This is a genomic window from Advenella sp. S44, assembly GCF_002810445.1.
In the GTDB taxonomy this organism is placed as follows: Bacteria; Pseudomonadota; Gammaproteobacteria; order Burkholderiales; family Burkholderiaceae_B; genus Advenella.
Genome location: NZ_NEXS01000011.1, coordinates 262,010 through 273,723, shown reverse-complemented (window position 1 = coordinate 273,723; position 11,714 = coordinate 262,010). Strand labels below are relative to the sequence as shown.

The 11,714-nt window shown below is 53.4% G+C and carries 13 protein-coding genes and 1 tRNA gene; 8 read left to right on the top strand and 6 right to left on the bottom strand.

Annotation, left to right across the window (positions count from 1 at the left end):
- Positions 1-46 precede the first annotated feature (46 nt).
- From CAP48_RS19050 to CAP48_RS19040, 3 genes are read left to right on the top strand one after another with little or no spacing between them, the layout of a single operon-like run.
- Positions 47-1,288, top strand: coding sequence for a cytochrome P450 (locus tag CAP48_RS19050; RefSeq protein WP_161495306.1), 1,242 nt, complete (start codon positions 47-49; stop codon positions 1,286-1,288).
- A 53-nt stretch (positions 1,289-1,341) separates the two neighbouring features.
- Positions 1,342-1,665: a 2Fe-2S iron-sulfur cluster-binding protein gene (locus CAP48_RS19045; protein WP_100699445.1), complete on the top strand. Its 324-nt coding sequence runs from the start codon at positions 1,342-1,344 to the stop codon at positions 1,663-1,665.
- On the top strand, positions 1,662-2,915 hold the full coding sequence (locus tag CAP48_RS19040; RefSeq protein ID WP_100699444.1) for an NAD(P)/FAD-dependent oxidoreductase: 1,254 nt from the start codon (positions 1,662-1,664) through the stop codon (positions 2,913-2,915). Before CAP48_RS19045 ends, CAP48_RS19040 begins: the two co-directional genes overlap by 4 nt.
- An 11-nt stretch (positions 2,916-2,926) precedes the next feature.
- Here the strand turns inward: CAP48_RS19040 and CAP48_RS19035 are convergent, their stop codons facing one another.
- Complete coding sequence (locus tag CAP48_RS19035; RefSeq protein WP_100699443.1) at positions 2,927-3,616, bottom strand: Crp/Fnr family transcriptional regulator; 690 nt, start codon at positions 3,614-3,616, stop codon at positions 2,927-2,929.
- Between the two features lie 289 nt (positions 3,617-3,905).
- Here CAP48_RS19035 and CAP48_RS19030 point away from each other — a divergent pair, with 289 nt between their 5' ends.
- The gene (locus CAP48_RS19030) at positions 3,906-4,457 is read left to right on the top strand and encodes a tyrosine-type recombinase/integrase (protein ID WP_100699442.1); all 552 of its coding nucleotides are present in this window, start codon (positions 3,906-3,908) and stop codon (positions 4,455-4,457) included.
- A gap of 100 nt (positions 4,458-4,557) precedes the next feature.
- Here CAP48_RS19030 and CAP48_RS19025 read toward each other — a convergent pair.
- Positions 4,558-4,633 (bottom strand) — tRNA-Phe (locus tag CAP48_RS19025).
- 144 nt (positions 4,634-4,777) lie between these two features.
- Here CAP48_RS19025 and hemA point away from each other — a divergent pair.
- From hemA to grxD, 4 genes are all read left to right on the top strand, one after another.
- Complete coding sequence (hemA, locus tag CAP48_RS19020) at positions 4,778-6,052, top strand: glutamyl-tRNA reductase (RefSeq protein ID WP_100699441.1); 1,275 nt, start codon at positions 4,778-4,780, stop codon at positions 6,050-6,052.
- Positions 6,053-6,138: 86 nt separating this feature from the next.
- On the top strand, positions 6,139-7,224 hold the full coding sequence (gene prfA, locus CAP48_RS19015; protein WP_100699440.1) for a peptide chain release factor 1: 1,086 nt from the start codon (positions 6,139-6,141) through the stop codon (positions 7,222-7,224).
- A gap of 72 nt (positions 7,225-7,296) precedes the next feature.
- Complete coding sequence (gene prmC, locus CAP48_RS19010) at positions 7,297-8,124, top strand: peptide chain release factor N(5)-glutamine methyltransferase (RefSeq protein WP_100699439.1); 828 nt, start codon at positions 7,297-7,299, stop codon at positions 8,122-8,124.
- Between the two features lie 70 nt (positions 8,125-8,194).
- Complete coding sequence (grxD, locus tag CAP48_RS19005) at positions 8,195-8,524, top strand: Grx4 family monothiol glutaredoxin (protein ID WP_100699531.1); 330 nt, start codon at positions 8,195-8,197, stop codon at positions 8,522-8,524.
- Between the two features lie 10 nt (positions 8,525-8,534).
- Here the strand turns inward: grxD and CAP48_RS19000 are convergent, their stop codons facing one another.
- From CAP48_RS19000 to folB, 4 genes are read right to left on the bottom strand one after another with little or no spacing between them, the layout of a single operon-like run.
- Positions 8,535-9,326: an EI24 domain-containing protein gene (locus tag CAP48_RS19000; RefSeq protein WP_100699438.1), complete on the bottom strand. Its 792-nt coding sequence runs from the start codon at positions 9,324-9,326 to the stop codon at positions 8,535-8,537.
- A gap of 30 nt (positions 9,327-9,356) precedes the next feature.
- Complete coding sequence (queF, locus tag CAP48_RS18995; protein WP_100699437.1) at positions 9,357-10,187, bottom strand: NADPH-dependent 7-cyano-7-deazaguanine reductase QueF; 831 nt, start codon at positions 10,185-10,187, stop codon at positions 9,357-9,359.
- A gap of 8 nt (positions 10,188-10,195) precedes the next feature.
- A complete protein-coding gene (gene ttcA / locus CAP48_RS18990; protein WP_100699436.1) occupies positions 10,196-11,248 on the bottom strand; it encodes a tRNA 2-thiocytidine(32) synthetase TtcA in 1,053 nt (350 codons plus the stop codon).
- Between the two features lie 24 nt (positions 11,249-11,272).
- Positions 11,273-11,653 (bottom strand): dihydroneopterin aldolase, encoded by a 381-nt coding sequence (folB, locus tag CAP48_RS18985; protein WP_100699435.1) that lies wholly within the window; start codon positions 11,651-11,653, stop codon positions 11,273-11,275.
- Positions 11,654-11,714 lie beyond the last annotated feature (61 nt).

Below are 11,714 nucleotides of genomic sequence, written 5' to 3'. Positions count from 1 at the left end.
TTAAATATTTAATAAGAAATGACAAAGGTATTAAAAGGAAATGGAAATGCTATTACAAGTGCTGCAACCAACAACCAGCCTGCAACTTGACGAAATCAATCTAGCTGATCCGGACTTTTGGCTTAGAAATGATTTTCATGGCGCACTTGCTCTTCTACGCAGGGAAAAGCCGATTTCATGGCACGAACATCCGGAATCCGGCAAAGGGTTCTGGTCGCTGGTGGACTATGACGATATTGCTGAAGTGAACAAAGACTGGGAAGCCTTCACGAGTAAGTATGGCGTTCGTGTCTACCATGATGCCAATACAAAAATTCGGCCTGGGACAGGCGCACTGATCGAACTTGACCCGCCGGATCATACCGTTAACAGAAAACGTGTGAACAAGGCATTCATGCCGCGCCAAGTGGGCCAGCTGGAAGGATACGTACGGGAGAAAGCGCGAGAACTCGTGTCAAATTTTTCTGATGGTCAGGAAATAGATTTCGTTGATGATCTGGCCGCCATTTTGCCATTCGAAATTGTAAGTGACCTTGTTGGCGTTGACCCCGCGGATCGCCCTCGCTTGCTGGAACTATCTAAAATTGGCCGATCAGAACATGAACCCGAATATGCCGATAAACCGGATGCCCCGCAGCAGGCCGTTCTCGAGCTGAGGGAGTACGGCATCAATATCGCTGCTAAACGGCTACTTGACCCCAAGGACGATCTCATTTCAGAGCTTGCTCAGGTCAGAGTTGATGGTAAGCCGCTGGACAAAGTAGAGCTCGGTGGATACTTTGGTTTGATGATTGCCGCAGGGAGTGGAACAACGCGCGCAGCGATTTCGCATGGAATGCTTGCATTCACGCAATTTCCAGAGCAGCGCCGCCTGTTCATCAACGATCCGTTAGCGCACGAAAGAACAATGGCCGAGGAAATCATTCGCTGGGCAACGCCCATCAAGCATATGGGTCGCATTCTTACGCGAGATATCGAATTCAAAGGCGTACAGATGAAGAAAGGGCAAAAAATTGCCATGTGGTTTGTTTCCGCCAACCGGGATCCCCGACTCTTTGCCGATCCATTCAAATTTGATATCACGCGAGAATTGAGCCCCCACCAGAGTTTCGGAGCGGGGGGGCCACACTTTTGCATGGGCGCACACATTGCGCGCCGCGAAATCTGGATGCTTTTCCAGGAGCTGTTTGCGCGGTTTCCAAATGCACAAGTTATTGCAGATCCAGTTCGGGAGAGGTCACTGCAATCGAGTGGTTTTAAACACATGCAAGTTCGTCTGTCCAGTTAAATTCGCGTTTTCATTAAAGATACAGATTCATTAATTTTTGGGAATGGAATACTATGCCAAATGTAATTTTTATGGATTCCGATGGGACCTCGACATCTGTCGATTGTTCAGTTGGAACAAGTTTGATGAAAAGCGCGCAGCTTCGTGGGATTGGTGGTATTTATGGCGATTGTGGGGGCGAGCAGATGTGTGCGACCTGTCATGTGTATGTCGATGAAGCGTTTCTGCATACCTTGCCGGAAATATCTGATGACGAAGACGAAATGCTTGACGCCACCGCTGCAGATCGTATGTTTAACAGTCGCCTGTCGTGCGCCATCATCATTAAACCAGAACATGAAAACATGATTGTTCATCTTCCGAAGTTTCAGCGATGAGTCGCGTCGTCATTGTCGGCGGGGGTCACAGCGGCGTTGAACTGGCTTTCAGTCTGAGACAGCTTGGTTACACGGGCGCAATTGCCGTGCTCGAAAAAAGTTCATTCCCACCTTACGAACGCCCACCCATGTCCAAATCCTGGATCAGCGGCACAGCCGGGCCGGATGAGTTGGCATTACGTAACCAGAATGCCTTTGCTCAATCCACAATTGATCTGATGCTCAATTGTGAAGTCAATAGTATCGACCGGAAGCAGCAGACCGTGACAACGAACGACGGCGTGATTGAGTACTCAGTACTCGTGCTGGCTCTGGGGTCAAGTCCAAGACAGCTTCGAATTACCGGTTCTGAACTCTCTGGCTTGCATCAATTTCATACCCTGGAACACGCGCTTGCGCTAAGAGATGATCTTGCACGAGCAAGTCGGATAGCTGTCATTGGTGCCGGGTTCATCGGTCTGGAGTTCGCTTCAGCCGCAGCAAAACTCGGCAAACCTGTCGTGATCCTGGAAACGGCTGCGCGAGTGATGCCCAGAACCGCAAGTGAGTTAACCGCTTCCTATGTCCGCTCCCGACATGAAGTGAGCGGCACAGACTTTCGCTTTAATGCCTCCGTGCTGGAAATACGGGGCCAGGCCGGACGGGTGAAGGAGATTGTACTCTCTGATGGTACCTGTGTAGAGGCTAATCTTGTAGTACAAGGTATTGGTGCGAATCCTAATGGCGAGTGGACTGCCGATCTCGGCTTGAACTTCGACAATGGAATTGTCGTCGATACCTGCTTGCGAACTAACGACCCGAATATTTATGCAATTGGAGACTGCGCACGCTTTGTCGATGAAGAGGGCCGCTCTGTGCGACTGGAGTCAATTGGTAATGCATGTGATCATGCCCGGCGTGCCGCAGCTGCCATAGCAAATACACCCGTGCCCCCGATTGAAACCCCATGGTTCTGGAGCAATCAAGCTGGTGTTCGTTTGCAAATGGCCGGTCGAATTGACCGGGTAGAGGACTGGCTGCTTACGGGTTCGGTCGAGACAAACGCATTCAGCATGCTTGGCTGGAGAAACCGGAAACTGGTCTATGGAGAATCTGTTAACTGCCCGGGCGATCATGTCGTCATCCGCAACTTACTTGCTACTGATACAGTCCCAACACCGGAAAAACTTAAGCCCATTTCCGGAATGGGCTTAAAGGCAGGGATCAAATTTTTGGCACAACAGCAAGCCGAATCCGGCTCGGTCTATTGAAAACGGGCTGGCTATCCCAGATGCACCGTCATTTCTTCAAGTTTACCGATATTGCTAATTAAAATTTGTTTATATTTGATGCTAATTGCCCCCTCCGATTCCATATCACGGAGTACCCTGTTAATCACCTGGCGCCGCGTACCCAGCATCGTGGCAATTTCCTCTTGAGACAGGTTCACCGAGGAAACGCTGCCAGCACGAATGCTTTTTTTATATATAGTATTGAGAAGTGTGGCGACTCTTTCGCGAGTCGATAGTATGGCAGCGCCTTCATACCTGTTGAGCGCATCACGATGGCGATTGACCATGGCACTCATTAAAGAAAAGGCAAGATTGCCATCATGACTGAGTATGTCTCGCAACAATTCGCCCGGAATACGAACCAGAACCGTTTTCTCTCGGCATTTGACCGTATATATGTGAGGCGATTGGGTGATGACGGGCCCGATGCCGTGGAAATCTCCCGGCAAGTGTATCCCAGCAGTGAAATTACGCCCTGCTGGTATTTCCCGTATTAGCTGCATCGAGCCGGAAGCGAGTAAATACACATAGGTCGGGACGTCATTAGTCAGGTGAATAATTGTATTTTCTTCGACCGTGATTGAGTCGGATGCCTGAACGAGCCGCGAGATCGCCGCTGTTGGCCAATTGGCAAAGAGTTCCGATTGCGAAATTGCCAGCCGAACTAATGTTTTTTCCATAATAGCAAAACCAGTTAGATGCCGTATTTACGACTCCCCAGATGCATCTGGCGGCCAAGCGATCTGTGCGAACATCCCACGTGGTAGCCAGCCAGTTACAGTTTCAAATCGTAGAAATGCAGCCGCATGACGAGGGAAGCGCCTAAAGACCGAATATGACATATTCTAACATGACGGCATTGTAATTCGTTACAACTGGACTACCCAGGAAGTTAGGACACATGCCAGTCTCACGCCACAGCCTTCTCGGAGCTCCTGGTGGCTTGGGCGCCGACACTCCCGGTGACCAATGAGAGCGTGGCTTGTTAAATCACCAATGTTGTCCACATATGAAGAGGCAAAAGTGACTATCCGATGGCTCACTAAATACGATACTAAAGTGCTGCTGTCGCACATCGAACTTGAATGGATGAATCAGGTTTGTCGGTTTGCGTCTGCAACCGGTGCGCGTGTAACTGAAATATTATCGCTGACTTTGTATAAGGTGGATACTGATCGGGCCATGGCGTGGATGACCAATGATCTAGCAAAAAATGGTAGATCGATACCTATGCGGTTTAACAATGAGGTACTCGTTTTACTCGAACAGAGGAAGGCTTTAAAAACGGAATGGTGCTTTACCCGAGAAAATGGCATCAAGGTCAAGCAGGTGGGTAAGAGAATGATTGGTCGCGCAGTGAAACTGGCGGGTAGGAAACCGCTCAAGTTTTATGATTTGCGGCATATTTGGGCAAACTGGCATGTTCAGTCATGGACGCCGCTTATGTTGCTCAAGGAGTTGGGTGGTTGGGAACCATTCAGATGGTGCAAAAGTATGGCTATCTGGATGCGGGCCATTTAGCCGTTACGTGGGAGTGACCGAATTCATGACACACTCCAATCACAAACAATAAAAAAGCCGCTTGATGCAGCGGCTTTTTTATTGAATCGAAATAGGGTTTTGGTGGCCTGGGGCAGAATCGAACTGCCGACACAAGGATTTTCAATCCTCTGCTCTACCGACTGAGCTACCTGGCCAACAAAGAACGAAATAATACACTAGTTTTTGGCTTGTGTATATATTTTGCAGCCTTCTTGACATAAATATTTAAAAAACATGCGCGGAAGGACTATAATCACACCAATACCAGATCATAAAAGAAAATTCAAGATATTACGGCCATGTCACTTGACGTTCTTACCTTCGGTTTGAATCATCATTCGGCGCCGGTGTCAGTGCGCGAACGGGTTTCCATGCCCGAACAGCTACTGCGCCCGGCGCTTGACGGCTTGCGTTCGGCGTTCGGCTCCCGGGTGCAGGAAGCCACGATTCTGTCTACCTGTAATCGTACCGAGATCTACTGTGCGGCCCAGCCCGAAGTGGCCGAGCATATTCCGTCATGGCTGGCCGACTTCAATTCGCTTGAAGCCAACGATCTGCGCCCGCACCTGTATCAATACAATAAAGACTTGGCGGTACGCCACGCCTTCCGTGTTGCCAGCGGGCTCGATTCCATGGTGCTCGGAGAGCCGCAGATTCTGGGACAAATGAAAACCGCGGTGCGCGCAGCAAGCGATGCCGGGTCACTGGGCACTTTGCTGCATCAGCTTTTTCAGAAAACCTTCTCGGTAGCCAAGGAGGTTCGTACGCAAACGGCCATCGGCGCCCAATCGGTGTCCATGGCGGCCGCATCGGTGCGGCTGGCCCAGCGGGTGTTTGGCGATCTGTCCAAAACCCGGGTATTGTTTATTGGCGCCGGTGAAATGATTGAGCTGTGTTCGACGCATTTTGCCGCGCAAAAGCCCGCCTGTATGATCGTAGCCAACCGCACGCGAGAGCGTGCGGAAACGCTCGCCTCCCGGTTCGATGGCAAGACCATGAAGCTGGCCGACCTGCCCGAGCGTTTGGCCGAATTTGACATTGTGGTCTCCTGTACGGCCAGTTCCCTACCCATACTGGGCCTGGGGCTGGTGCAAAAAGCGTCCAAGTCGCGGCGTCATATGCCCATGGTTATGATAGACCTGGCTGTGCCGCGCGATATCGAGCCCGAAGTGTCGCAACTGGATGACGTCTATCTGTACTCGGTCGACGATCTGGGCCGTTACGTGCAAATGGCCAGTGATTCGCGCCAGGCAGCCGTGGTTCAGGCTGAAGCCATTATTGACAGTCGTGTTCAGAATTTTATGCACTGGATGGATTCCCGTGCCGTTGTGCCGGTCATTCGCAATCTGAATGAGGGAACCAATGCCATGATGCAGGCCGAGCTGGATCGCGCCCGTCGCCTGCTGGCCAAAGGCGAAAGCGCAGATCAAGTGCTTGAGCAGTTTGCCCGCAGTCTTACCCAGAAGTACCTGCACGCCCCTATGGTGGCGCTTAACCGAAGCCAGGGCGATGATCGCGCCGCGCTCATGGATATGCTGCCCCATCTCTTTCCGTATCAGGATTCCAGTCATTAGCGACGCTCTTGTCCGTTAGCATTGGCGGTGGCGCTAAGCAGGCGTCGCCTTTTTCCTGAACACGCCGTTTTCTCCCAATATTCGTTATGAAACCATCAATGCGCTCCCGTCTGGAGCAAATCTCGCATCGCCTGATCGAAATCGACGCGCTGCTTGCCGAACCCGATATCGCCGGTGACATGGACCAGTTTCGCAAACTCTCGCGTGAACGCGCTGAAATCGATCCGGTAGTCTTGCTGTTTCGCAATTATGAGGCCACTGAGTCAGACTTGCAGGCCGCCACGGAAATGGCTTCGGATCCGGAGCTGCGCGAAATGGCAGAAGAAGAACTGAAGCTGGCTAAAGCACGCCTGGAAACGCTGCAAGAGCAATTGCAGATGCAGCTGTTGCCTCGCGATCCGGATGACGCCCGCAGTGTGTTTCTTGAGGTGCGGGCCGGCACCGGCGGCGATGAAAGCGCCATTTTCAGCGGGGACGTATTTCGCATGTATAGTCGCTATGCCGAGCAAAAGGGTTGGAAGGTCGAAATTATCTCCGAACATGCCTCTGAAATGGGCGGCTATCGTGAAATCATCGCGCGGATCGATGGCGACGGCGTCTACGGCCGGCTCAAGTATGAGTCTGGCGCGCATCGTGTGCAACGGGTCCCCGAGACGGAATCGCAGGGTCGGGTTCATACGTCGGCCTGCACGGTGGCAGTGTTGCCCGAGGCCGATGAGGTCTCTGAAGTGGTGCTTAACCCGGCTGACCTGCGGATCGACACCTTCAGGGCCAGCGGCGCCGGCGGCCAGCATATCAACAAAACCGATTCGGCTGTGCGTGTCACGCATATTCCTACAGGTATTGTGGCTGAATGCCAGGATGACCGATCACAGCACAAGAACCGCGCCCGCGCCATGAGCGTGCTGGCAGCGCGCATCAACGATATTGAACGTCAACAGCAGCAGCAAAAAGAGGCCGCCGAACGCAAGAGTCTGGTCGGCACGGGGGATCGTTCCGAACGCATCCGCACGTATAATTATCCGCAGGGCCGGGTCACGGACCACCGAATCAATCTGACTTTGTATAAACTGGCACAAATCATGGAAGGCTCGCTGGACGAACTCACCGGAGCGCTCATTGCTGAGCGACAGGCCGAACTTCTTGCAGCTCTGGGTGATGATTCCCTATAAGCAACATGCAATACTGAATATTGGTTACATCATGCAGTCGGTCTGGCACCGGCAGTAGTAGAAGGAGCAGGAATGGCGCTGGCCATCACGATTGAATCTTTGACGCGAACCAGTGGGCTCCCGCCGCTTGAGACCCGGATGCTGATCGGGCTAACGCTCGGTGTGTCGCGTTCCTGGATGATTGCACACGACCGTGATCCCCTGAGCGACGAACAGGTGGCGCAAATCCGCGCCCTGATCGAGCGGCGCCTGAGCGGAGAGCCCATGGCTTATATCATGGGCGAGCGCGAATTCATGGGTCTGGCATTCGAGACGTCTGCGGCCGCGCTCATTCCCCGTCCGGAAACCGAGCTGCTGGTAGAGACGGCAATAGAGTATGTGCGCGAGAACCCTCGGGCCAATGTGCTCGATCTGGGGACAGGAACCGGCGTGATTGCAGTATCAATTGCCCGGTTTTGCCCGGGTGCGCTGGTGCTGGCAACTGACAAAAGCCCGGATGCCCTGGCGCTGGCCCGACGCAATGCGCAAAAGCATCGCACGGCCAACGTGCGTTTTCTGGAAAGTGACTGGTTTGACGGGATTCCGCAGCAGGCGTTTGACCTGATTGTGTCCAACCCGCCTTATATCCGCCGCCACGATCCGCATTTGCAGCAGGGTGACCTGCGTTTTGAGCCCCCGATGGCGCTTACGGACTATTCCGATGGTTTTGCCGCCATCCGTCGCATCATTGCCGGCTCACGCGCTTATCTGGCCAATGGCGGCTGGATGTGGATCGAGCATGGATGGGAGCAGGCCGAGCATGTCCGCTACATGCTGGCCAAGGTAGGCTTTACGAACATTGAGTCCCGCAATGATTTATCCGGTATTGAGCGCATTTCCGGCGGGTGCTTCATGATTTAGCGTTAAACTGTTTAAAGAAACGGCCAGATGATTGAACTGGTTTCTTTCAATGCTGACACAGGTGATTACAATGAGCGAAGTGAAGAATTTTATCCGCGAGACCGTTACAGAACACCCGGTTGTGTTGTTCATGAAAGGCACGGCTCAGTTTCCGCAATGCGGTTTCTCTGGCAAGGCCATCCAGATTCTGCGTGAATCCGGTGTAAAAAAACTGGTCACAGTCAATGTGCTGGACGATCAGGAAGTGCGCGAAGGCATCAAGCAGTTCTCCAACTGGCCGACCATCCCCCAGTTGTACGTCAAGGGCGAGTTCATTGGCGGTTCGGATATTGTGAGCGAAATGCACGCAAGCGGCGAACTCAAGTCTGTGCTGCAGCAGGCCGGCGCGTTTGAGTCCTGAGGCGACAAGCTCAGGGCAGGCGGCCTGTCACGCGAGTGTTGCCTTCAATAGTCAATTGCTGCTGTGCCCGGACCGCCTTGACTGCCATCAATCCATAATGCGTACACACCAGTATGGAAAAGACGGGCATCACGAAGCCGGCAAACGGGATTAGCGCGATTGCCGCGCAAATCAGGCCGATCGTCCAGAAACCACGACTGTAATTGCGCAGAACATAGGCCCGCTCTTGGAGCGTGGCATGCTCTACGATGGCGTCCAGCCGCGTCATATGTGAAAACGCATACGCCCCCCAGAATAATGAAAGGGCGATGCCTGCAAAAGGTATCAGCCATAGTGGCAACGTAATCAGCCAGCCAACCACGAAGATGGTACTGACCTTTATGGTGTTGGCCAGGCTGGTCACGGTGGCGTTTTCGCCTTCTCTTTGCAGTTCCGGATAATTGGTTGTGCTGATGGCCTTCAGGGCCATGGGCATGACAAGAATCGCGGCAGCCGCCAATCCTGCAATCCCGCTGACGACCAGCAATGCGACAAATGACAGCACACCGGTGAACCAGTCGCTCATTGTGGCAAATCCCCAGCCCGACAGTCTTGTGGACACCGACTGGAACCAGCCCCAGTGCATGGCCGTGTTATCCAGCCAGTTATCCAGCGGCCCCCAGACGAAAACCAGCAATATGATGGCCGTCATCAGGGCAATGACAAATGGCAAGATGATGGCAAACAGCATGGAAGGGCGCATTTGTGTCGCCAGACCTTTGCTGAATGCGGCAGCAACACTGACATAGGGGGCTTGTTTCATGGGTACGACCAGCTTTTGGGATGGTTGAAATTACTGACGGGCGTTGCGGCCGGCAGAAGGGGTAAAATCGGCCTCTGTGCTGCGCCACGGGTTAATATCCAGACCGCCGCGTCGCGTGTAGCGGGCATATACGGTCAACGCCTGGGGGGCGCAAACCTGCATGATATCGCAAAAAATCTGTTCCACGCACTGTTCATGAAAGCCATTGTGCCCGCGATAGGAAACAATATATTTGAGCAGTGACGCGTGATCGATCGCCGCGCCCGTGTATTCGATTTGCAGGCTGCCCCAGTCGGGCTGGCCGGTTACCGGGCAATTGGATTTGAGCAGGTTTGAGCGCAAGGTTTCATGACGCGATTGGGACGCATTGGCCTGTAGCAAGGTCGGATCCGGGTGATAGGCGCAAACGTCAATGTCCAGGGTGTCGAGCAAGGTTCCGTGCAGCTCGCCCAGCGCCTGGTCGGCAAAGTCGGCAGCGTTAAAGAGCGTTACGTCAACCGGTCCGCCCGCCGCCTTGCTCAGGTCTTGTTGCATAGCAGCCAGCAGAGCATCACTGTCCGGCAGCGTTGTCTGGTTGAATGAGTTCAGATAAAGCTTGAACGACTTTGATTCAATAATATGCGTGGTGTCGGCGGGAAAACCAAAGCGGGCCAGGGCCACTTGTGGCTTGCCCTTAGTATTCAGCCACGACAGCTCGTAGGCATTCCAGATATCGGCGCCATGCCAGGCCGGGTGCGGCCGCAGATTCAGGTGCGCGCGCCCCGCATCGCGAGCAATGGCAAACAGCAGCGACGGGTCATAATGCTCGGCGTATTCGGTTTCTTTTCCCAGTGGCGCGTGCAGCAAGGTCGGATCTGACATGGAATGACTCACAGTGATTGAATGCGGATCATACGCGCACGAGATGAGGCCCCGGTTGTGGCGGTGCTTGCCACGTGTGCGTCGGCGTCGTGGGCTGATGCGGAACGGTGGCGATCATGATGATCGTCTTGGTTGTCGGGATCGTCAGGATGGCCGGTGTTATCGCCAGCCTGCGCCAAGTCGGCGGTGGTATCGGCAAAGGTTTCCGTGTCGAACGCCTTGTCACCATTCTCGTTGGCAATGCCGGTAGGCCGCAGGCCAGCGAAGTCAAACAGATTACGGTCCATCAGGTGCGAGGGCGCGATTGCGGACAATGCCTTGAAGGTATTCCAGACTTTCTTCGGACTTTCCTTTTCCCATGCAGCAATCATGCGGCTGACTTCCTTGCGCTTGAGGTTTTCCTGCGAGCCGCAAAGATTACACGGAATGATCGGGAACTGTTTGAGTTCCGAATAGGCGATCAGATCCTTTTCAGCGATATAGGCCAGGGGGCGGATCACGGTATGCCGGCCGTCATCGGAAACGAGTTTGGGCGGCATGGATTTGAGTTTGGCCGCATAAAACAGATTCAGGAAAAAGGTCGCCAGAATATCATCACGGTGATGACCCAGTGCGATCTTGGTTGCGCCCAGCTCGCTGGCAACGCGGTATAGGATACCGCGGCGCAGGCGCGAGCAAAGCGAGCAGGTGGTCTTGCCCTCGGGAATCAGCCGTTTGACAATGGAATACGTATCCTGGTTTTCGATATGGAAAGGCACGCCCCGTTCGGTGAGATAGTCCGGCAGGATATGTGCAGGAAAGCCTGGCTGTTTCTGGTCCAGATTCACTGCGATAATATCGAAATGAATGGGAGCGCGCTTTTGCAGCGCCAGCAGGATATCCAGCATGCTGTAGGAGTCTTTGCCGCCCGACAGACACACCATGACTTTGTCGCCGTCTTCGATCATGTTGTAGTCGACAATAGCGGTGCCGGCCTCGCGCATGATGCGCTTTGTCAGCTTGTTATCGTGTTGGCGCTGTTTCAGTGCAGCCTGATGGCTGGCGTTGGCAACTGATGTCATGATGGTGGCGTATTTGTATCCGGTTTAGGATGTGGCAGGAACATCTGCGCGATTGGCCTCAACTTCAATGCCCACGGCGGCGCAATCGGAGAAAGCCAGGGGTTTGCCGATACGCAAGCGTACGCGGAAAACCTCTGGGAAGTCATTCAGGATGCGCTGCATAACCATGTCGCCCAGCGTTTCCACCAAATGCACGTGCGCGCGCGTACATTCCTCGATAATGGCTTCGCGCAGCTTGCGATAATCCAGCACGCTGCGAATATCGTGATCGTTGACCTGCTGGCCAACGTGCATATCAATATCGGCGTCAATGTGCAATGGCTGGGTGGCGCGCAGTTCGTGCTCCAGAATGCCAATACGGGCATCAAGCGCGAGCCGGGTGAAAAAGATACGGCGAGTGGTCATGTGAAATCGGTAAAAAGGTGCCGGAAAAATCCGGTTTTTATTAGAGACGCTATTGTAGTGT

What these genes read in the sequence shown, in the direction of transcription:
- hemA (WP_100699441.1), top strand. Translation starts at nt 4,778, where the DNA reads ATGTCACTTGACGTTCTTACCTTCGGTTTGAATCATCATTCGGCGCCG.
- grxD (WP_100699531.1), top strand. Translation starts at nt 8,195, where the DNA reads ATGAGCGAAGTGAAGAATTTTATCCGCGAGACCGTTACAGAACACCCG.
- folB (WP_100699435.1), bottom strand. Translation starts at nt 11,653, where the DNA reads ATGACCACTCGCCGTATCTTTTTCACCCGGCTCGCGCTTGATGCCCGT.
- CAP48_RS19045 (WP_100699445.1), top strand. Translation starts at nt 1,342, where the DNA reads ATGCCAAATGTAATTTTTATGGATTCCGATGGGACCTCGACATCTGTC.
- CAP48_RS19000 (WP_100699438.1), bottom strand. Translation starts at nt 9,326, where the DNA reads ATGAAACAAGCCCCCTATGTCAGTGTTGCTGCCGCATTCAGCAAAGGT.
- CAP48_RS19030 (WP_100699442.1), top strand. Translation starts at nt 3,906, where the DNA reads ATGAGAGCGTGGCTTGTTAAATCACCAATGTTGTCCACATATGAAGAG.
- CAP48_RS19040 (WP_100699444.1), top strand. Translation starts at nt 1,662, where the DNA reads ATGAGTCGCGTCGTCATTGTCGGCGGGGGTCACAGCGGCGTTGAACTG.
- ttcA (WP_100699436.1), bottom strand. Translation starts at nt 11,248, where the DNA reads ATGACATCAGTTGCCAACGCCAGCCATCAGGCTGCACTGAAACAGCGC.
- prfA (WP_100699440.1), top strand. Translation starts at nt 6,139, where the DNA reads ATGAAACCATCAATGCGCTCCCGTCTGGAGCAAATCTCGCATCGCCTG.
- prmC (WP_100699439.1), top strand. Translation starts at nt 7,297, where the DNA reads ATGGCGCTGGCCATCACGATTGAATCTTTGACGCGAACCAGTGGGCTC.
- CAP48_RS19035 (WP_100699443.1), bottom strand. Translation starts at nt 3,616, where the DNA reads ATGGAAAAAACATTAGTTCGGCTGGCAATTTCGCAATCGGAACTCTTT.
- CAP48_RS19050 (WP_161495306.1), top strand. Translation starts at nt 47, where the DNA reads ATGCTATTACAAGTGCTGCAACCAACAACCAGCCTGCAACTTGACGAA.
- queF (WP_100699437.1), bottom strand. Translation starts at nt 10,187, where the DNA reads ATGTCAGATCCGACCTTGCTGCACGCGCCACTGGGAAAAGAAACCGAA.